This is a genomic window from Streptomyces sp. NPDC030991 (genome assembly GCF_055571235.1).
The window spans coordinates 120,288-140,651 of the sequence record NZ_JBVIFR010000022.1; the positions used below are offsets into that span (position 1 = coordinate 120,288).

Genomic DNA, 20,364 nt, shown 5'->3' on the forward strand with positions numbered 1-20,364 from the left:
GGCGGCCCGCATAGCTCTTCCGCCGAGCCAGCCGAAGAACCGGCCCACATCGCTTGTCCGCCGGTTCAGCTCCCCGGCCGGGCGCGCTGATCGACGCCGGTGGCCCCCGGCCGCTGCTCCGCGCCCGGCAGGGACTTGGCGCGTACCCCCGTCACGATCCTCGACGGTGTCCGGCGGTGCAGGCGCAGCGAGAGCGCGGTCAGGGCCAGCGCGGCCAGCGTCATCGCGCCGCCCGCCCACGCGGTGGCCGGGTAGCCGAGGCCGGCGTCGATGACCGTGCCGCCGAGCCAGGGGCCGCCCGTGTTGCCGAGGTTGAAGGCGGCGGTCGTGGTGGCGCCGGCCAGGGTGGGGGCCGCGCCCGCGACGTTGAACATCCGGGCGTTGAGCGCCGGGGCCGTGTAGAAGGCGGACAGGCCCAGCAGGAAGGAGAGGGCCACCGCGGCGAACCCCGCCTGCCCGAGCACGGCGAGCGCGGCCAGGAAGACGGTCGACGCCGCGATGCCGGTCAGCAGGACCCCGAAGAGGTGCGCGTCCGCGACCCGGCCGCCGATCACCGTACCGACCAGGGCGCCGGCCCCGAACAGGCCCAGGACCAGCGGGACCCAGCTCTCCGGCAGCCCCGCCACGTCCGTCAGGAACGGCGAGAGATAGCTGAACGCGCAGAAGACGCCGCCCGCGGCGAGCGCCGTCACCGCGACGGAGAGCCAGACCTGGCGGTCCCGGTAGATCGCGAGCTCGCGCCTGAGCCGCGGGCGCTCGGCCGGGACGGGGATCGGCGGGACGAGCGTGAGGATGCCGACGAGGGCGATCGCCGAGGCCCCGCCCACCGCCCAGAACGCGGCGCGCCAGCCGAGCCCCTCGCCCAGGAAGGCGCCCGCCGGGACGCCCAGGACGTTCGCGATCGACAGGCCGCCGATCATCACGGCCATCGCGCGGGCCCGCTGGTTCACCGGCACCATCGCGATGGCGACCGCCGCGCCCACCGCCCAGAACCCGGCACAGGCGAGCGCCGAGACGACGCGGGACGCGAACAGGACCGCGTAGGACGGGGCCAGCGCGCCCGCGATCTGGCCCAGGCCGAACAGGGAGATCAGCGTGATCAGGGTGGTGCGGCGGGGCAGCCGCAGCGTGGCCACGGCGAGCAGTGGGGCGCCCACCACCATGCCGATGGCGAACGCCGAGATCAGCAGGCCGGCCTGCGGGATCGTGACGTCCATGTCGTCGGCGACCGCCGGGAGCAGGCCGGAGAGCATGAACTCGCTCGTGCCGAGCGCGAAGACGCTCAGCCCGAGCATGTAGACGGCCAGGGGCATGCGGGTGGGGTTCTGCTGCATGTCTGGGGCAACCGGGGGTGCGGAGGAGGCATTCCCGCCCGGCCCGCCCCGGCGGCCGGTCAGCGGGACGTGTCCAGGAGGTCGAGTTCCGTCGTGAGGTTCTCGCGGGCCGGGGACTCCCAGTTCGCCGCGGCGTGCGGGGTGCGGAACAGCCGGGGCAGGTCGAGGAGTTGGCGCAGGATCGCCGCCCGGCCCTCGCGGAACGCCTCGTCCGGGACGAAGGCGTACTCCTCGCGGACCGCCTTGGTGTAAGCGGCGTACGCCTCCGGGGGCGCGGCCAGGATCGCCAGGTCGGCGTCGCACAGGGTCTCGCCGTTGGTGTCGCCGTCCGCCGGGTCGTGGCTGACCGTGAGACGCACCAGGCGCGCGACCTCCGCCACCTGACAGGCCGTCAGCCCTGCCTCCGTGAGCGCCCGTTCGGCCAGTTCGGCGGAGCGCTCCTCGTTCTCGGAACGGTCCGGCCGGTACACCGCGTCATGGAACCAGGCCGCCAGCCGCACCAGCGCCGGATCGGCCGCGTGGTCCTCCAGTACGTCGATCCGGGCGAGGACCGCCGCGAGGTGGTCGGTCGTGTGGTACTTGCGCTGCGGCTCGGCCCAGCGGGCCAGCAGACGGTCGGCGTACGGGTACGGGTCGGTGTCCGGAGCGCCTGTCGTCGCGCGCAGGGTGCGGGCCCAGTGCTCGCGCAGTTCCTCGTACTCGTGCGTCATGCCACGACCCTAGCCCTACCGTGGGCCATGACCGCAGACCCCGTACGGCGGCCCCCGGAGGGCTCCCCCGGACGGGGTCAGTGACGCTCGGCGACCCCGGCCTCGCGGTACAGGGAACGGCCGGAGTCGCCCAGGACGACAACGCTGAACGCCGCCGTGGCGAAGGCCCGGATTGCTCGCGTGAAGGTCGAAGTAGTCATGAGTCCAGGATGCGATCCCGGCCGCGCGCGCACATCCGTCCCGCGAGGTAAACGGGGTGCGCGGGGTACGACTTTCGGCGGAGGGCGACCCCGAGACGCCCCTGGGGTTGCGGGGGCGGAAACCCGTTGGCACGGGCACCCGTCCGTCCCGTACACTCGCGCGTCCGCCCGCCTCCCGCCACCGTGATCGCGGTGGCCGGAGCGCCGCCGACCGGACGGAAACCGGCCGGACCCCGTCGCATACGCGTACGTGCATCACATGGGCGCAGCCACGTCTGCCGCCACCCTCCACGTGATGCACGTACGCGTGGACCTGGAGCCGGAGGCACCACCCCGTGAGCCCGTCAACGTCAACGCCGCCCTCGCCGCTGGACCGCGAACGCGCGCATCTCGACTCGTCCCGGGCCGCGCTGCGCGCCATGCGTGAGGACGCGGAGGCGCTGGACATCCGTGACGTCACCGCGAACTGGGTCAACGCCGAGGTGCTGCAACGCCAGATCGACGAGCGGATCAAGTCCCTCGCCGACCTGAGCCACACGCCGCTGTTCTTCGGCCGCCTCGACTACCTGCACGCCCCCGGGACGGAACTGGCCGAGGGGGCCGAGGGCGAGCAGTTCTACATCGGGCGGCGGCACGTGCACGACGCCGGCGGCGACCCGATGGTCATCGACTGGCGCGCGCCCGTCTCCCAGCCGTTCTACCGGGCCTCCAAGAAGGACCCGATGGATGTCGCGCTGCGCCGCCGCTTCGGTTACACCGGCGGCGAGCTGAGCGCGTACGAGGACGAGCACCTCTCCGACCCTGCCGAGGTCGAGCGGACCAGCAAGCTGCTCCAGCGGGAGATCGAGCGGCCGCGTGTCGGCCCCATGCGCGACATCGTCGCCACCATCCAGCCCGAGCAGGACGAGATCGTGCGCGGCGGGCTCGCCGGGTCGGTGTGCGTGCAGGGCGGGCCCGGCACCGGCAAGACCGCCGTGGGCCTGCACCGGGTCGCGTACCTGCTGTACGCGCACCGCGAGCGGCTCGCCCGCACCGGCACGCTGGTCATCGGGCCGAACGCGTCCTTCCTCCACTACATCGAGCAAGTGCTGCCCGCGCTGGGCGAGTTGGAGGTCAAGCAGGCGACGGTCGACGACCTCGTCGCGCAGGTGGCGGTGCGCGGCACCGACAGCGCCGGGTCCGCCCTGGTCAAGGGGGACGCCCGGATGGCCGAGGTGGTGCGGCGCGCGCTGCGCTCGCACATCACGCCGCCGTCCGAGGGCGTCGTGGTCGTACGCGGTTCACGCCGCTGGCGCGTCGCCTCGTACGAACTCCAGTCGATCGTGCGGGAGTTGATGGAGCGCGACATGCGGTACGGGGCCGCGCGCGACGCCCTGCCGCAGCGCATCGCGCACGCCGTGCTCGTCCAGATGGAGCGGGCGGGTGAGGCGCCGGACGACCGGGTGCAGGACGCGGTCGCGCGCAACACCGCCGTGAAGGCCGTGGTCAAGGCCGTGTGGCCGGCCGTCGACCCGGCCAGGCTGGTGCTGCGGCTCCTCTCCGACGCGGAGTTCCTCGCCGAGCACGCGGCCGGGCTGCTCGACGCGGAGGAGCAGAAGGCCCTGCTGTGGGAGAAGCCCCCGCGGAGCACGAAGAGCGCCAGATGGTCCGCCGCGGACGCCGTGCTGATCGACGAGGCGAGCGATCTCGTCGCGCGTACGCACTCGCTCGGGCACGTCGTCCTCGACGAGGCGCAGGATCTGTCGCCGATGCAGTACCGGGCGGTGGGGCGGCGCGCGACGACCGGTTCCGTGACCGTCCTCGGTGACCTCGCGCAGGGCACCACACCCTGGGCGACGCGGAGTTGGGCCGAGGCGCTGGCCCACCTGGGCAAGCCGGACGCGGTGGTGGAGGAGCTGACGGCCGGTTTCCGGGTGCCGTCGGACGTCATCGCGTACGCGTCGCGGCTGCTGCCGGCCATCGCGCCCGGGCTCGCCCCGGTGGAGTCCGTCCGGGAGAACCCCGGGGCGTTCGAGATCCGTACGGTGTCGGGCCCGGCGGAGGTCGTCGCCGCGTGCGAGCGGGCGCTGGAGCGCGAGGGCTCGGTGGGGCTGATCGCGGCGGACGCGCGGTGCGGGGCGCTCGGCGCCGCGCTGGAGGCGGCGGGGCTGGCGTACCTCGCCCCGGGCGAGGAGACGACAGCCGACTCCCGCCTCACCCTGGTGCCCGCGTCGCTGGCCAAGGGCCTCGAGTACGACTACGTGGTCCTGGACGAACCCACGGCGGTGGTCCACGCCGAGCCCGACGAACGCACGGGCCTGCGCCGCCTGTACGTAGCACTGACCCGAGCGGTCTCCGGCCTGGCGATCACCCACACGACCCCTCTCCCACCCCAGCTCACCCCTCTCCTCGAAACCACGACCCCCCAGTAGGACGCGCTTTCGGGCCCACGCTCCAGGCCCTTTGGGGGCGCGAGGAACGGCGCGAGCAACCACGACGGACAAGCGACGGCGGGCGGCTTTTGGGGGCGCGGGGAACGGCGCGAGCAACCACGACGAACCCGCGGCCGGGATCGAAGGCGCCACGGAGACGGCGGGCGGCCCTTTAGGGGCGCGGGGAACGGCGCGAGCAACCACGACGAACCCGCGGCCGGGATCGAAGGCGCCAGGACGGCGGCTGAACCCCGGGCCACGGGACCGGCACAAGCGGCCCGCGCCCCCGCAGCCCAGAAGAGATGAGGCGCCGGACGCCTCAGGCGTCCAGCGCCTCCCGCCACACCCGCACCGCGTCCGCGGAAACCGGCCCGTCCCACCCGCCGGGCCGCGACGCCCCACCGATGTGGAACCCGGAGACCCCGGCGGCCCGCAGTCCCGGCACATGGTCGAGGCGGAGCCCACCGCCGACCAGGACCTGCTGTTCGTAGCCGGGTTCACCGGTGCGCGCCGCCTCGGCGACCAGGACCCCGAGCCCCGCGTCGACCCCCTCCGCGGACCCGGCCGTCAGATACGTGTCGAGCCCCGGCAGATCCGCCAGCTGCTTGCGCAGAGCATCCCGGTCCGCGGCCCGGTCGATGGCCCGGTGGAACGTCCACGCGCACCCGTCCAGCTCGGCCACGACCCGCTCGACGGCGCCCAGATCGGGGTTGCCCTGCTCGTCGAGGAACCCGAGCACGAACTCGTCCGCCCCCTCCGCGCGGAGCGCCCGCGCGGCCGTCACCAGCGCCTCCACCCCGCCGGGGCCGCCCGCCGAGAAACCGTCCGTGAGCCGCAGCATCACGCGCAGCCGGATGTCCACGGCGCCGCGGATCGCCGCGAACGTCTCCACCGGCGGCGTCAGCCCGTCCGCCGCCATGTCGGTGACCAGCTCCAGACGGTCCGCACCCCCGGCCTGGGCGGCGATCGCGTCCCGCGCGTCGAGGGCGATCACCTCCAGGACTGCACGCTTGCTCATGAGGCTCCTGTCGCGACGACCTGCCCGGGGCACCGGAGACAGGTCTAGTCCAATGTCCCGCTCAGCCTACGCCGCGTGCACCGTGAACGCAGCCGTCCTGACCTCCCCGCCGTGCTTGAAGTCCAGGAACAGCCGGTACGTCCCCACGCTCGGCGCGGTCGCCGTGAAGGAAACCCCGGGCCCCGCCCTGCCGTCGTGCGGGTGAACGTGGAGGTACGCGAGGTCGCCGGAGCGCAGCGCGACCAAGTGCCCGTACGCACCGAGGTACGGCTCCGGATCGGTGACGGGCCGCCCGTCCTCGCTGACGCGCAGGGTCAGTCCGCTCGCCGCGCCCGGCCGCGGCCGGCCCTCGTCACCGCCCGCGATGCGGGCCGTCGCCGAGTACGCGGGTAACCGAAGGTGGCGGCGGCGAAAGCGGTGATCCTCTCGGCGACCGGACCTCCAGGGCTCGCGCGGTACCCCCGGGGGGTATTAGGTCAAGCCGCTGCGAACCTTGCGATTGATACCCCCTGGGGGTATAAAGGGGACGCATTGCCGGGTACCCGCCCCGGGTACCCGTCCATCCGTCACCCAGGAGGCACCATGTCGACGCGGACCGCCGCCCCACCCGCTTCGGTGGAACTGGCCATCGGCGGCATGACCTGCGCGTCGTGTGCCGCCCGCATCGAGAAGAAGCTCAACCGGATGGACGGCGTCGAGGCGACCGTCAACTACGCGACCGAGAAGGCGAAGGTCTCCTTCGGCGACGGGGTCCAGGTCACGGACCTGATCGCTACGGTGGAGGCCACCGGCTACACGGCACGGGAACCCACGCCCCCGGCGGTGCGGGAGCAGGGGGCCGAGCCGGCCGGCGGAGCCGATGAACTGGCTTCACTGTGCCGGCGGCTGGTCACCGCCGTCGTCCTCGCCGTCCCGGTCGTCGCCATGGCGATGGTCCCCGCCCTCCAGTTCGAGTACTGGCAGTGGCTCTCGCTCACCCTGGCCGCGCCCGTCGTCACGTACGCGGCCTGGCCCTTCCACAAGGCGGCGGCCACGAACGCGCGGCACGGCGCCGCGACGATGGACACGCTGATCTCGGTCGGTACGTCGGCGGCGTTCCTGTGGTCCCTGTGGGCGCTGTTCTTCGGCACGGCCGGCGAGCCCGGCATGACGCACCCCTTCGAGCTGACCATCGCGCGCGGCGACGGCGCGGGGAACATCTACCTGGAGGCCGCGGCCGGAGTGACGGCCTTCATCCTCGCGGGCCGCTACTTCGAGGCGCGCTCCAAGCGGAAGGCGGGCGCCGCGCTCAGGGCCCTGCTCGAACTGGGCGCCAAGGACGTCACCGTCGTACGGGACGGGGGGCGTGAAGTGACCGTGCCGGTCGGCGAGTTGAGGGCGGGCGACCGTTTCCTCGTACGTCCCGGGGAGAAGATCGCCACCGACGGCACGGTCGTCGAGGGGACGTCCGCCGTGGACGCCGCCATGCTCACGGGGGAATCCGTGCCGGTCGAGGTCGCGGCCGGCGACACGGTCACCGGGGCCACGCTGAACGTCGGCGGCCGGCTCGTCGTCGAGGCCACCCGGATCGGCGCCGACACCCAACTCGCCCGCATGGCACGGCTGGTGGAGGACGCGCAGAACGGGAAAGCCGCCGCGCAGCGCCTCGCGGACCGGATCTCCGCCGTCTTCGTACCGGTCGTCATCGCGCTGTCCTTCGCCACGCTCGGCTTCTGGCTCGGCAGCGGCGCGGGCCTGACCGCCGCGTTCACCGCCGCCGTCGCCGTGCTGATCATCGCCTGCCCGTGCGCCCTGGGCCTGGCCACGCCGACCGCGCTCATGGTCGGCACCGGACGCGGCGCCCAGCTCGGCATCCTCATCAAGGGCCCCGAGGTCCTGGAGAGCACCCGCAAGGTCGACACGATCGTCCTCGACAAGACCGGCACCGTCACCACCGGCCGGATGACCCTCCTCGCCACACACGTCGCCGACGACACCTCCGAGGACGAGGTCCTGCGGCTCGCGGGCGCGTTGGAGCACGCCTCCGAGCATCCGATCGCGCAGGCCGTGGCGGCCGGTGCGACCGCCCGGGTCGGCGCGCTCCCCACCCCCGAGGACTTCGCGAACAGCGCCGGGCTCGGCGTCCAGGGCGTCGTCGACGGCCACGCCGTCCTCGTCGGCCGCGAACAGCTCCTCGCCGAGTGGGAGATCCGGCTGCCCGCCGGTCTCGCCCGCGCCAAGTCCGCCGCCGAGGCCGCGGGCCGTACGGTCGTCGCCGTGGCCTGGGACGGGGAGGCCCGCGCCGTCCTGGAGATCGCCGACGCGGTGAAGGAGACCAGCCCCGACGCCGTCCGCCGGCTCCGCGCGCTCGGTCTGCGGCCGGTGCTGCTGACCGGGGACCACGAGGCGGTGGCCCGTTCGGTCGCCGCCGAGGTCGGCATCGCGCCCGAGGACGTCATCGCCGGGGTCCTGCCCCAGGACAAGGTCGACGTCGTCAAGCGGCTCCAGGCGGAAGGGCGTTCGGTGGCCATGGTCGGCGACGGCGTCAACGACGCGGCGGCTCTCGCCCAGGCCGATCTGGGCCTCGCGATGGGGACGGGGACGGACGTGGCCATCGAGGCGGGGGATCTTACGCTCGTCCGGGGTGACCTGCGCTCGGCGGCCGATGCGATACGGCTGGCGCGGGGGACGCTTCGCACGATCCGGTCCAACCTGTTCTGGGCGTTCGCCTACAACGTGGCGGCGGTGCCGCTGGCCGCGGCGGGGTTGTTGAATCCGATGATCGCCGGGGCCGCGATGGCGTTCTCCTCGGTGTTCGTCGTGGGGAACAGCTTGCGGCTCCGCCGGTTCCGGGCGGGCTTCTAGCTCGGCGGCGGCGCCCCGCCCAGGCCACGGGGCTCCGCCCCGGACCCCGCTCCTCAAACGCCGGAGGGGCTGGGCAGGGGGTCAAGCGCCGGAGGGGCTGGATAGGGGCCTCCGCCGGACCCCGCTCCTCAAGCGCCAGGTTTCCGGACTGCCCTATCGTCGCTGAGCGTGACGCACACCACACGCAACGTCTCCATCGCCCCCGCCGCCCCCACCGCCAGTAACAACATCAGCACCAGCACCTCCTACCTTCTCCTCGCCCTCTCCGTCACCGCGTTCCTCGTCCTCTGTGCCGCCCAGCACGCCCCCATGGCGGATCTCCTCGTCTACCGGGCCGAAGGTGCCGCCGCCGCGCACGGAGGGCGCGACCTCTACGGGTTCACCGTCACCGCCTGGGAACTGCCCGCCACCTACCCCCCGTTCGCCGCGCTCCTCTTCGTGCCGGCGGCCCTGGTGCCGCTGCCTGTCCTCAAGGCCGGCTTCCTCCTCGGCAACATCGCCCTCACCGCCGTCCTGGTCCACCTCTCCTGCCGCCTGGCGGGGCTGCGGCCCACGCGGGCCGCGACCTGTGCCGTCACCGCCGGGGCGCTGTGGCTCGAACCCGTCTTCCAGACCGTCCTGTTCGGGCAGGTCAACCTCGTCCTCGCCTGCCTGGTCCTCGGCGACCTGGCCCGGCCGGACGGCGCCCGCGGCAAGGGCATCGCCCTCGGTGTCGCGACCGGCGTCAAGCTCACCCCGGCCGTCTTCATCGCCTACCTGTTCCTCACCGGCCGCCGCCGGGAGGCGGCGTACGCGGCGGCGGGCTGCGCCGGCACCGTGGCGCTCGGCGCGCTCGTACTGCCGGGCGCCAGCCGGGAGTTCTGGACGCGGCGGCTCTACGAGACCGGCCGCGTCGGCAAGGCGTGGATCGTCGACAACCAGTCGCTGCACGGCATGATCGACCGCGCGCTGCACACCACCGAACCGGGCCCGCTCTGGGTGCCGGCCGCGCTCCTCGTCGCCCTCGCGGGGCTGTACGCGGCCGCGCGCGCCCGCACCGACGCGCACGGCATCGCCCTCACGGCGTTCACCGCGCTCCTCGTCTCACCCGTCAGCTGGACCCACCACTGGGTGTGGTGCGTCCCGCTGCTCGTGGTCCTGTGGGCGGGAGGCCATCGCCGTACGACCGTCGCCGTGGCGCTCCTCTTCACCGCCCGCACCATGTGGCTGCTGCCCCACCAGGGCGACCTGGATCTGCGACTCGCCTGGTGGCAGCAGCCGTTGGCGTCCCCCTACCCGCTGCTCGGCCTCGGCCTCGTCCTCGTGGCGCTGCGTCAGCCCTCGGCGAGCAGCTCGTCGGCGTCGACGATCCGGTACGCGTAACCCTGCTCGGCCAGGAAACGCTGGCGGTGCGCCGCGAAGTCCTGGTCGATGGTGTCGCGGGCGACGACCGAGTAGAAGCGGGCCTCGTGGCCGTCGGCCTTCGGGCGCAACACCCGGCCGAGACGCTGGGCCTCCTCCTGGCGCGAGCCGAACGTGCCCGACACCTGGATGGCGACCGTCGCCTCGGGCAGGTCGATCGAGAAGTTCGCGACCTTCGAGACGACGAGGACGGAGATCTCGCCCTGCCGGAACGACTCGAAGAGCTTCTCGCGCACCGCGTTCGTCGTCTCGCCCTTGATGACCGGGGCGTCCAGGTGGGCGCCCAGCTCGTCGAGCTGGTCGATGTACTGGCCGATGACGAGGGTCTGCTCGCCCGCGTGCTTACGGACCAGGGCCTCGGTCACCTTGCGCTTCGTCGCCGTCGTCGCGCAGAAGCGGTACTTCTCCTCGGCCTCCGCGGTGGCGTACGCGAGCCGCTCGGCGTCGGTGAGGTTGACGCGGACCTCGACGCAGTCGGCGGGCGCGATGTACCCCTGCGCCTCGATCTCCTTCCACGGCGCGTCGAACCGCTTCGGGCCGATCAGCGAGAAGACGTCCGACTCGCGCCCGTCCTCGCGGACCAGGGTCGCGGTCAGGCCGAGGCGGCGGCGCGCCTGGAGGTCGGCCGTGAACTTGAAGACCGGCGCGGGCAGCAGGTGCACCTCGTCGTAGACGACCAGGCCCCAGTCGCGGGAGTCGAAGAGCTCCAGGTGCGGGTAGACACCCTTCCGCTTCGTCGTCAGCACCTGGTACGTGGCGATCGTGACCGGGCGGATCTCCTTCCTCGTACCGCTGTACTCGCCGATCTCCTCCTCGGTGAGCGAGGTGCGCTTGACCAGCTCGTGCTTCCACTGGCGGGCCGAGACCGTGTTCGTGACGAGGATCAGCGTGGTCGCCTTGGCCTGCGCCATCGCGCCCGCGCCGACCAGCGTCTTGCCCGCGCCGCAGGGCAGGACGACGACGCCCGAGCCGCCGTGCCAGAACCCCTCCACCGCCTGCTTCTGGTACGGGCGCAGCGCCCAGCCGTCCTCCGCCAGTTCGATCGCGTGCGCCTCGCCGTCCACGTACCCGGCGAGGTCCTCGGCCGGCCAGCCCAGCTTGAGCAGCGTCTGCTTGATCTGGCCGCGCTCGGAGGGGTGCACGGCCACGGAGTCGGCGTCGATCCGGACACCGACCAGCGGCTGCACCCGCTTGGAGCGCAGGATCTCCTCCAGGACGGGCCGGTCCGTCGACGTCAGGACGAGGCCGTGCGCCGGGTGCTTGGAGAGGGTGAGGCGGCCGTAGCGGTCCATCGTCTCGGCGATGTCGACCAGCAGCGCGTGCGGCACCGGATACCGGCTGAACTGCACCAGCGCGTCCACGACCTGCTCCGCGTCGTGCCCGGCCGCCCGCGCGTTCCACAGTCCCAGCGGCGTCAGCCGGTACGTGTGGATGTGCTCCGGGGCCCGCTCCAGCTCGGCGAACGGGGCGATCGCCCGGCGGCAGTCGCCGGCCTGCTCGTGGTCGACCTCGAGAAGCAGGGTCTTGTCCGACTGGACGATGAGTGGACCGTTCACACGCGGCACCCTTTCTGCATGGGCCAGCCTGGCTGGGTGTGGCCAAACGTCCAGTGTGCCGCATGCCGGGCGATGCGCGGAGTGACCCAGGTCGCCCCCGCCGCTCCCGCGCCTACGGCTACTGCTCGGAGAGCTCCGCGACGCCCGTCACCCGGTGCAGCGGATATGTGCGTACCTCCTCGGCCGTGTGGTCGTACGCCGTCACGAAGCCGCCCTCGACCCGGATCGGGGCGATGACGCGCTGGCTGGCGGCGCCCTCCGCGTTCACGTAACCGATCCAGAGGGTGTCGCCGGTGAGGACCGCGGCCTGCATCGTGGCGAGCGTCTCGGCCGCCGCCGTGCGCGGGAACCCGTCCGCCGGACGGGCCGGCATCGCCTCCTCGCGAGGCTCCTTGCGGGGCGCGGTCGCCGCCGCGTCCCCCGCCCTGATCGCCCGGATCGCGGCGTCGAGCAGGGTACCGTCGGGCAGCGCGGGCCCGTCCGGGACCGGTTCGGGGGCCGTGCGCGGCGGCGTCCGGTGCGCATGGGCGCGCGTGATCAGGACATCGCCCTCGGGGGTCTCGGCGGCCGGCGCGAACCCCATCGAGCGCAGGCCCTCCAGGAGCGTCCCCGGGTCCACCTGGGCCGCGAGGACCGTCGGGGCGAGCCGGCGCAGCCGCAGCGGCGCCGCCCGCTTGTCCGCGAGGATCTCGCCCATCAGCGCGTCGTCGTCACAGCGGACGTACGCCGACGCCGCCCCGATCCGCAGATGCCCGTGGCGCCGGGCCACGTCGTCGATCAGATACGTCAGCGGCTGCGGCACCGGCGTACGGGCGTGCTTGGCGAGGAAGGCGTGCAGGTCGGACGCGGTACGCCCGGCGTCGAGCGCGCGCCGCACCGAGCCCGGCGTGAACCGGTACACCGTCGCCCCACCCTTCGACTCCACGTCGGCGAGGACGGACAGGGCGTCCGCCAGCGGGCGCACCAGGGGGCCAGGGGCCACCGCCGTGAGGTCCGCCTGGAGGAGCACATGGTCCAGCGGGTCGGGCAGCAGCGGGCCGATCAGCGCCTCCGCTCTCGCCGTCGCCACGGCCCGCTCGGCGGGGTCCTGGTCCTGCTCCAGCAGCGCACGGCCGTGCGCCGACAGCGCCCCCCGGCCCGTCACACCGAGGAACTCGGCGTCCGACAGCGTCCATCGGGCCAGCCGCGTCCGCAGCTCCCGGGCCGCGGGCGAGGGCCGCTCCCAGGTCAGCCTCGCCACGATCGACTCGGGGTCGGGCGCCGTCCCCTCCGGCAGACCGGCCAGCAGCGTCAGGACCCGGCGCCGCACCTCGGGCGCCGCCGAACGGTCCAGGTGCGGGCCGAGCGCCGACAGCGTGCGGTCCTTGCCGTCCCGGCCGCCGACCAGACCCGCCGTGCGCGTCGCCGGCAGCCAGGCCCGCACGAGCCGCGTCCACCGCTCCGCCGGGGGCCGCTCCAGCCACGTGTCGTACGCGGGCGTCGCCGCGTACCGCTCGTCGGCCTCCCCGTCCGGCGCCAGCAGACCCGCCGCGTAGGCCAGTTCGACCCAGAAGGCCGCCTGCGGTTCCGTGCAGTCCAGGGCCGACGCCGTGCGCTTCAGGTCCCGCACGCTCAGCCCGCCGGCCCGCAGCACCGCGGGGCCGCCCTCGTCCCAGTCCTTCAGCAGCTCCTCGACCGTGGCCAGCGCGGTGTACGCCTGCGCGGCCGCCGCCGCGTCCACCACCTGCGGGCGGTGCACCGCCTTCTCCACCACCGCGGGCGCCACCGGCTCCAGCTCACGGTGGGCCCGGCCCCCGCGCAGGTGCAGCGCCGCCTCGCGCGGCAGCACCACCGTCCCCGGCGACGTCGGCAGCAGCAGCCCGCGATCGAGCAGCCAGCGCAGATGCGCCGCCGGCTGCGCCGTCACCTGCCCGTACGGCGGCCCCCACAACAGCCGGTTCAGTACGTCGATGGACTGCACGGGCGCCTCGTCCAGCAACGCCGACATCCGGTCGGGATCGGTGAACAGCCCGGTCAGCGCCGCCACCGCCGAGACACTGTCGTGCGTCGACGACAGGCCCGCCGCCGCGACGATCTCCTGCAACCGGGTCGGGGAGATACCGGCCGTGGCCTCCGCGACCGTCGGGCCGAGACCGGTGGGCGACGGGTGCTGCGGGCCCGGCGCGAGCAGTTCGCGGGCCGTACGGACGAGACGGAGCTGGTCGTCCGCGCCCCACAGCAGCGCCTGCTCGCGCAGCGTCGCCACCGCGCCCGGCAGCGCCCGCTCCGCGTGCTCGCCCGGCAGCAGGCTCAGCAGCGTTCCGTACGCCGTCGGTTCCGGGATCACCGACAGCGCCTGCGCCACCTGCTGCGTGAACCGGTCCAGGTGGTCCAGCGCCCGCACCACCGAGGCGCGGGTACCGGCCCGGGTGGCCAACTGGGTCAGATCGTTCGGAACCGGGCCGAGCAGGTCCGGGCGGGCGCGCAGCAGGCGCGCCAAGGAGGCGTCGTCCCTGGCGCGGAGGGCTTCCGCCAGGGAACGCGGGGCGGACGGGGTCGTCGTGGTCGCCGCCGGGCTCTGCTCGTTGGGGCTCATCTGACCCACGGTAGCGGGCCGGGCCCCGCGGCCCCGCTCTGTCGCGGCCCGCGCCCCGGCTCCGTCATGGGGCGGGCGCTGGCGGGCCCCGGCATTCGCGATACCGTCGACACAACAACTGCTGCACCCCGGAGGGGACTTCGTGGGGATCGAGAGTGATCAGCTCGTCTTCGACTATCTGAGCCGGGTCGGCGACCTGGCCCAGCAGCGGCAGCTGCCGTCGGCGACGCGGATGCGCCTGGTGACGGAGTTGCGCGGGGAGATCGACCGGCACCGCGCCCGCGCCACCGTCGACAGCCCGGCCGCAGTCCGCCGCATCCTCGACCGGCTCGGCACCCCGGACCGGATAGTGACCGGCGCCCAGAGCGGCGGGTCCGCCACCGACCCGGCGGCGCCCCTCACCCGGCCGCTGCCCGAGCAGCGCGACCCCAAGGGCGGCTCGCTGCGCCGCAGGGTGCCCAGGCCCCGGCGCGGGGCCGCACCCGAACCCGTACGGGACGAGTCCGACGTGCCCTCGCCGCCGCACCTCGCCGGTACCGAGGAGCTCGGCGCGTCCGGCGGGGAGACCGACTGGTGGCGGCTGGGGGCCGGCGGGGGCGGCTCGCTCACCGACACCGACACCGTGCCCGGGTTCACCGGCGGGGTGGAGATCCCGGACATCCTCAAACCGCCGCAGGCCCGCGCCGATCTGCGCAAACGGCCGCCGGCCCCGGCGGCCGATGCCGTCGACGAGCCCGCCGAGGAGGACGAGGCCGAGGAGTACGCGGGGCGCGGCGCGCGACGGCTTCTGCCACGCCGGGTCCCCCGCGTCGTACCGGCCGGCGGCTGGACCAACCCGCTCCTGCTGCTCGCCGCCGCGGCCCTCGTCGTCGGCGCCGCCCTCGGCAACGTCCTGGCGCTCCTGATCGGCTGGGCCGTCGCCTACCTGTCCCGGCGCCTCACCATGGGCCAGAAGAAGATCGCCGTGTTCGGCCTGCCCGGCCTCGCCGTGGCCTGCGGCATCGGCTGGCTCTGGGGGCGCAGCGCCGGGAAGTGGGGCGCCCCGATCCCCGACGGACAGCTGACCGGCGCGCTCGGGGACACCTGGCCCTGGGTGCTGCGGTGCGCCGCGATCGGCTCCGCCCTCTACCTGGTGTGGCGCTCGCAGCGGAGCCGGGTCTGAGCGCGGCCGCCGGCCGGGAGGGGGCCTCGTACGGCGGGCACAATGGGCTCCATGGCTGCTCTCATAGATCCCGCCCGCACCGGCCCCACCGTCGGTTTCGACCTCGACATGACGCTGATCGACTCGCGTCCCGGGATCCGGGCGACCTGGGTGGCCCTGTCCGAGCGGACCGGCACGTACGTCGACGCCGACCTGACCGTCACCCGGCTCGGGCCGCCGCTGGTCGACGAGCTGGCGGAGTGGTTCCCGGCGGAGCGGATCCCGGCGATGGCGGACCTCTACCGTGAGATGTATCCCACATACGCCATCGAGGCGACGCTGCCGCTGCCCGGCGTCCACGAGGCGATGGACGCCGTGCACGCCGCGGGCGGCCGCACGATGGTCGTCACCGCCAAGTACGAGCCGAACGCCAAGCTCCACCTGGCCCACCTGGGCATCGACGCGGACGTCGTCGCCGGCAACCTGTGGGCCGAGGGCAAGGCGGAGGCGCTGCGCGAGCACGGCGCGAGCGTCTACGTCGGCGACCACGTCGGTGACGTGCGCGGCGCGCGCACGGCCGACGCGTTCTCGGTGGGCGTCACGACCGGCCCGTGCGACGCCGCGGAACTGCGGGCGGCCGGCGCCGACGTGATCCTGCCGGACCTGACCGCGTTCCCGGCCTGGCTGGAGGGCTACCTCGCGCGCTAGCTGGAGCGCTGCCTCGCGAGCTAGGTGGAGCGCGCCGCCCGGCGTTGAGCCGCGACGCCGCGGAGGAGACCGGCCGCGGCCAGCAGGAAGCCGACGCCCATGAGCATGCAGACGCCGTAGGCGAGGGGCGGGAACGGGTCGGTGTCGAGGAAGAGCGGGGCCACCGTGACGAGGGTGGCGATCGCCCCCACGACGAAGACGATGCCCCCCGCCTTCACGAGGCCGTCACCGGGTCCGGGCTCGGTCGCCCGGGAATTGACTTGGGTTTTGTCGCGCACCCCGCAAGGGTAGTTCCCAGGCGGCAGGGACAAGCAAGCCAACCGTTCGGCGACGTCTTGTCACCGGCCCCGGGACCCATAGTCTTGGTGGCGGCGGGTCGTCCCACGACCCGCTGTACTGCTATCCAGAGCGTTTTCTTTCTAGTACGAGGACGAGGACTTCAGGTGCCTACCGGCAAAGTCAAGTGGTTCAACAGCGAGAAGGGCTTCGGCTTCCTCTCCCGCGACGACGGCGGCGACGTCTTCGTGCACTCCTCCGTACTGCCCGACGGTGTCGACGCCCTCAAGCCCGGCCAGCGCGTCGAGTTCGGGGTGGTCGCCGGCCAGCGCGGTGACCAGGCGCTCTCCGTCACCATCCTCGACCCGACCCCGTCCGTCGCCGCCGCACAGCGCCGCAAGCCGGACGAACTGGCTTCCATCGTCCAGGACTTGACGACGCTGCTGGAGAACATCACACCGATGCTGGAGCGCGGCCGCTACCCCGACAAGGCCGCGGGCGCGAAGATCGGCGGGCTGCTGAGGGCGGTGGCGGACCAGCTGGACGTCTGAGCCCGCCCGGTCCTACGGGAACGCGAGCGCGTCCGGGGCGAGCGCCGGGACCAGGCCCTCGGCCGCGGCCCGGGTCAGCAGGCCCCGGATCGCCGCGTACCCGTCCTCGCCCAGGTCGGCGGTGAACTCGTTGACGTACAGGCCGATGTGCTGGTCGGCGACGGACGGGTCCATCTCCTGGGCGTGCTCCATGACGTACGGGCGGGACGCCTCGGGGTCGTCCCAGGCCATCCGGACCGAGGTGCGGACGGCCGCCGCGTACGCCGCCAGCGTCTCGGCGCCCAGGTCGCGGCGGGCGATGATCGCGCCGAGCGGGATCGGCAGGCCCGTCGTGGCCTCCCAGTGCTCGCCCATGTCGGCGAGCTTGTGCAGGCCGTAGTTCTGGTACGTGAAGCGGGCCTCGTGGATCACGAGTCCGGCGTCGATCCGGCCGTCCCGGACCGCGGGCATGATCTCGTGGAACGGCATGACGACGATCTCGCCGACCCCGCCGCCGGGCACGGTGTCCGCCGCCCACAGCCGGAAGAGGAGATACGCGGTCGAGGTCTCGCTCGGCACCGCGACCCGCTTGTCCGAGAGGTCCACGTCCGGTTCGCGAGTGAGGACCAGCGGACCGCAGCCGCGGCCGAGCGCGCCGCCGCACGGCAGCAGCGCGTAGTCGTCGAGGACGTACGGCAGGACCGCGTAACTGACCTTGAGGACGTCGTACGCGTCCTCGCGGCGCTCGGCGACGCCGTTGGTGATGTCGATGTCGGCGAACGTCACGTCGAGCGCGGGGGCGCCCGGGACGCGGCCGTGGGCCCAGGCGTCGAAGACGAAGGTGTCGTTCGGGCAGGGCGAGAAGGCGATGCGCACCGGGGCGGGCGTGGTGGCCGCCGGGGTGGCGAGGGGGTTCGTCGTCATGTGATGTTCCAACTCTCCAGTACGGGCGCCGACTTCCCGAACGCGTCGGCGAGTGCGCCGAGCGCGTCACCGATGCGCCAGGCGGCGCGGTCGCGGGGCCCGACGGCGTTGGAGACGGCGCGTATCTCGGCCACCGGCACGTCGTGCGCGGCGGCGGCCTCGGCGACACCGAAGCCCTCCATCGCCTCGGCGACGGCGCCCGGGTGGCGCTGGGCGAGCAGCGCGGCACGGTCGGCGGTGCCGGTCACGGTGGAGACGGTGAGCACGGTGCCGACGGTGGCGGAGGCGGCCGCGGCGAGGTCTCGTACGAGGGACGCCGGCGGACGGTGGGTGACGGTGCCGAAGCCGAGTTCGGTGACCGGCAGGAAACCCTCGGGGGTCTCGGCGCCGAGATCGGCCACGGTGATCGCGTCGGCGACCAGGACCGTGCCGGGCGGGGCGGCGAAACCGCCGCCGATGCCGGCCGAGACGACCAGCGTGTACGGGCGGCCGTCGAGCGCGGCCCGGGTGAGGGCGGTGGCGGTGCCCGCCGCGGCGGCCGCGGGGCCGACGCCGACGGCGATCACGTCGATCGCCGGGTGGGGTGCGCGCAGTCCGCGCGCCACCGCGTCCCGTTCGGCCGGGACGGCGGTGGCGATCAGTACGCGGGCGCGCGTCGTGCCGGTGTCCGTCAGGAGTCCTTCTTCAGCTTGAACGACCACAGGCCGTACGCCTTGGAGTCGCTGCCCTCCAGGATCGTCACCGTGGTGGAGTCGCCGGTGGCGCCGTACTGCTGGTTGAAGAAGACGCTGCCGGGGACCGTGCGGTACGTCTTCTTGCTGGAGTCCGTGAGCGGCTGACCGTTCATCAGGATCGTCCAGCCGTGGTCCGCGATCTTCGGGTCCACGCCGAACCGGACCGTCTCGTCGGGGTCGACCTTGATGGTCTTGGCGTCCTTGTTCTTCAGGCAGCCTTCCAGCGACGACGGCTTCAGCGCGTCGCCGTCGTCGTAGCAGGATGCCTTGGAGTTCACCGAGTCGCGGCCCACCGTGACAGTGGCCAGCGGGCTCGGCTTGTCGCAGGCGGAGAGGGCGAGCAGTCCGGCGCCGACGGCACCGACGGCGGCCACGGTGCGCCTGTGGCGCACTACGAAACGCTGGGAGGTCATGGCGGAAGGCTATCTGGCTCCGCCAGGGGGACGGGGGGTGGGTGTCCCGGTCGGCGTGGCCGTGGCCGCGGGGGGAGAACCTCAGGCCACCCGCGCCCGGGCCGGGCCGCTGTGACGTGCCGCCGCCAGCAGGCCCCGGACCGTCGTCAGCCAGCCCACGGCCACGATCGCCGCGGCCACCGAAAGGCCCAGCACCCCGTTGAGCGGCAGGGCGATCCCGATGGCGCCGCCGACCACCCACGCCATCTGCAACAACGTCTCCGAGCGGGCGAACGCGGACGTCCGCACGGCCTCCGGCACGTCCCGCTGGATCGTCGCGTCCAGCGAGAGCTTCGCCAGGGCCTGCGCGAAACCGGCGACCGCCGCCAGACACGCCGTCATGAACGCCCCGAAGAAGACCGCGGAGGTGATGGCGGCGCCGAGCACCACGGCCACCACCGTCACGATGATGACCTCCGGCGCCCGCGATCTCAGCCAGGCCCCGACGGCCGTGCCCAGCGCGTTCCCGGCCCCGGCCGACACGCCGACCAGGCCGAGCGACATGGCCGCGCTCTGCCCGGTCAGCGGATGCTCGCGCAGCAGGAACGCCAGGAAGAAGATCAGGAAACCGGAGAGGCAGCGCAGCGCGGCGTTGGCGGCGAGGCCGTGGGTCACGGCGGTGCCCACGGTCCGCAGGCCCGGTTTGCGCTGTTTCTTCACGGGGCCGTGCAGATGGGCCTCGTCGGCGGCGAGCAGCGCCTTGCTCTCGCCCTTGGCCGAATCGACCTTGCGCGGCAGGGAGAAGGACAGGAACATCCCCGCCACGAAGATCACGAAGGCGCCGTAGAGGGGCCAGCGCGGCCCGAGGACCTGAAGGCCCGCCCCGACCGGCGCCGCGGCCCCGGTGGCGAGCAGCCCGCCGAGCGTGACCCGCGAGTTGGCCTTGACCAGGGAGAACCGGGGCGGGAGCAGCCGGGGCACGACCGCCGAGCGGACGACTCCGTACGCCTTGGAGGTGACGAGGACGCCGAGCGCGGCCGGGTACAGCTCGATGCCGCCGGTCACCACCGCGCTCGACAGGACCAGCGCGAGCAGCGCCCGCGCCAGCATCGAACCGGCCATCGCGGCCCGCCGCCCGTGCGGCAGCCGGTCCAGGAGCGGGCCGATGACCGGGGCGAGGAGGGTGAAGGGCGCCATGGTGATGGCCAGGTACAGGGCGACCCGGCCGCGCGCCTCGTCCGTGGGCACGGAGAAGAAGACCGTCGAGGCCAGCGCCACCGTGATCATGACGTCGCCCGCGCCGTTCACCGCGTGGAGTTCGATGAGTTTTCCGAGGCCCGACTCGCCCGCGCCGTGCGCGTGTGTCACTTTCCGGATACCGCGCGCCGTGCCCGTGAAAGGCAGCCTCAGGGCACGCCCGACCTTGCGGACGGCCCCGCGCACCGGGCCCGAACCGCTTTCCGCGTACGCCGACCGCGCGGTTGCCACGGAGTCATAGTGCCCCGGGAACGGGCGTACTAGGTCGTTTCTGATGGCTCTTGGACGGTGTCGCGGAGCCAGATGGCGATCGCTGCGACGGTGAGGGTGCCGTTGAAGATGTAGTCGCGTTT

Annotated in this window: 17 protein-coding genes and 1 pseudogene; 6 read left to right on the plus strand and 12 right to left on the minus strand. The window is 73.7% G+C overall.

Annotated elements, in window-relative coordinates:
* Positions 1-65: 65 nt before the first annotated feature.
* From ACZ45E_RS32270 to ACZ45E_RS32280, 3 genes are all read right to left on the minus strand, one after another.
* Positions 66-1,313, minus strand: coding sequence for a Cmx/CmrA family chloramphenicol efflux MFS transporter (locus tag ACZ45E_RS32270; RefSeq protein ID WP_468227663.1), 1,248 nt, complete (start codon positions 1,311-1,313; stop codon positions 66-68).
* A gap of 80 nt (positions 1,314-1,393) precedes the next feature.
* Entirely contained in the window at positions 1,394-2,044 is a 651-nt protein-coding gene (locus ACZ45E_RS32275) for an HD domain-containing protein (RefSeq protein WP_468227616.1), read from the minus strand.
* 77 nt (positions 2,045-2,121) lie between these two features.
* On the minus strand, positions 2,122-2,244 hold the full coding sequence (locus tag ACZ45E_RS32280; RefSeq protein ID WP_468227618.1) for a hypothetical protein: 123 nt from the start codon (positions 2,242-2,244) through the stop codon (positions 2,122-2,124).
* A gap of 419 nt (positions 2,245-2,663) precedes the next feature.
* Here ACZ45E_RS32280 and ACZ45E_RS32285 point away from each other — a divergent pair, with 419 nt between their 5' ends.
* Positions 2,664-4,655 (plus strand): HelD family protein, encoded by a 1,992-nt coding sequence (locus ACZ45E_RS32285; protein WP_468227666.1) that lies wholly within the window; start codon positions 2,664-2,666, stop codon positions 4,653-4,655.
* Between the two features lie 319 nt (positions 4,656-4,974).
* Here ACZ45E_RS32285 and ACZ45E_RS32290 read toward each other — a convergent pair whose 3' ends face one another.
* Both ACZ45E_RS32290 and ACZ45E_RS32295 read right to left on the minus strand, forming a co-directional pair.
* Complete coding sequence (locus ACZ45E_RS32290) at positions 4,975-5,673, minus strand: copper homeostasis protein CutC (RefSeq protein WP_468227621.1); 699 nt, start codon at positions 5,671-5,673, stop codon at positions 4,975-4,977.
* A gap of 66 nt (positions 5,674-5,739) precedes the next feature.
* Positions 5,740-6,069, minus strand: a pseudogene (locus ACZ45E_RS32295) (hypothetical protein); the annotation flags it as partial.
* A gap of 186 nt (positions 6,070-6,255) precedes the next feature.
* Here ACZ45E_RS32295 and ACZ45E_RS32300 point away from each other — a divergent pair.
* The gene (locus tag ACZ45E_RS32300; protein WP_468227624.1) at positions 6,256-8,517 is read left to right on the plus strand and encodes a heavy metal translocating P-type ATPase; all 2,262 of its coding nucleotides are present in this window, start codon (positions 6,256-6,258) and stop codon (positions 8,515-8,517) included.
* Between the two features lie 309 nt (positions 8,518-8,826).
* Positions 8,827-9,879, plus strand: coding sequence for a glycosyltransferase 87 family protein (locus tag ACZ45E_RS32305; protein ID WP_468227669.1), 1,053 nt, complete (start codon positions 8,827-8,829; stop codon positions 9,877-9,879).
* Here the strand turns inward: ACZ45E_RS32305 and ACZ45E_RS32310 are convergent.
* Positions 9,831-11,474, minus strand: coding sequence for a DNA repair helicase XPB (locus tag ACZ45E_RS32310; RefSeq protein WP_468227627.1), 1,644 nt, complete (start codon positions 11,472-11,474; stop codon positions 9,831-9,833). The two genes, ACZ45E_RS32305 and ACZ45E_RS32310, sit on opposite strands and share 49 nt — an antisense overlap.
* Positions 11,475-11,592: 118 nt before the next feature.
* Positions 11,593-14,049 (minus strand): helicase-associated domain-containing protein, encoded by a 2,457-nt coding sequence (locus ACZ45E_RS32315; RefSeq protein ID WP_468227629.1) that lies wholly within the window; start codon positions 14,047-14,049, stop codon positions 11,593-11,595.
* A gap of 142 nt (positions 14,050-14,191) precedes the next feature.
* Here ACZ45E_RS32315 and ACZ45E_RS32320 point away from each other — a divergent pair, with 142 nt between their 5' ends.
* Positions 14,192-15,211, plus strand: coding sequence for a hypothetical protein (locus tag ACZ45E_RS32320; protein ID WP_468227632.1), 1,020 nt, complete (start codon positions 14,192-14,194; stop codon positions 15,209-15,211).
* Between the two features lie 42 nt (positions 15,212-15,253).
* A complete protein-coding gene (locus ACZ45E_RS32325; protein WP_468227634.1) occupies positions 15,254-15,898 on the plus strand; it encodes an HAD family hydrolase in 645 nt (214 codons plus the stop codon).
* Between the two features lie 20 nt (positions 15,899-15,918).
* Here the strand turns inward: ACZ45E_RS32325 and ACZ45E_RS32330 are convergent, their stop codons facing one another.
* The gene (locus ACZ45E_RS32330; protein WP_468227636.1) at positions 15,919-16,176 is read right to left on the minus strand and encodes a hypothetical protein; all 258 of its coding nucleotides are present in this window, start codon (positions 16,174-16,176) and stop codon (positions 15,919-15,921) included.
* A gap of 165 nt (positions 16,177-16,341) precedes the next feature.
* On the opposite strand from ACZ45E_RS32330, the gene ACZ45E_RS32335 reads away from it, so the two are divergent.
* Positions 16,342-16,725, plus strand: a complete 384-nt coding sequence (locus tag ACZ45E_RS32335; protein WP_468227639.1) for a cold-shock protein — start codon at positions 16,342-16,344, stop codon at positions 16,723-16,725.
* A 12-nt stretch (positions 16,726-16,737) separates the two neighbouring features.
* Here ACZ45E_RS32335 and ACZ45E_RS32340 read toward each other — a convergent pair whose 3' ends face one another.
* From ACZ45E_RS32340 to ACZ45E_RS32355, 4 genes are all read right to left on the minus strand, one after another.
* Positions 16,738-17,628 (minus strand): 1,4-dihydroxy-6-naphthoate synthase, encoded by an 891-nt coding sequence (locus ACZ45E_RS32340; RefSeq protein WP_468227641.1) that lies wholly within the window; start codon positions 17,626-17,628, stop codon positions 16,738-16,740.
* Complete coding sequence (locus ACZ45E_RS32345) at positions 17,625-18,329, minus strand: futalosine hydrolase (RefSeq protein WP_468227643.1); 705 nt, start codon at positions 18,327-18,329, stop codon at positions 17,625-17,627. Before ACZ45E_RS32345 ends, ACZ45E_RS32340 begins: the two co-directional genes overlap by 4 nt.
* Positions 18,299-18,775 (minus strand): DUF2771 domain-containing protein, encoded by a 477-nt coding sequence (locus tag ACZ45E_RS32350; protein ID WP_468227646.1) that lies wholly within the window; start codon positions 18,773-18,775, stop codon positions 18,299-18,301. The genes ACZ45E_RS32345 and ACZ45E_RS32350 overlap by 31 nt, the downstream gene beginning before the upstream one ends.
* Positions 18,776-18,856: 81 nt before the next feature.
* Positions 18,857-20,197: an MFS transporter gene (locus ACZ45E_RS32355; RefSeq protein ID WP_468227672.1), complete on the minus strand. Its 1,341-nt coding sequence runs from the start codon at positions 20,195-20,197 to the stop codon at positions 18,857-18,859.
* Between the last annotated feature and the right edge of the window lie 167 nt (positions 20,198-20,364).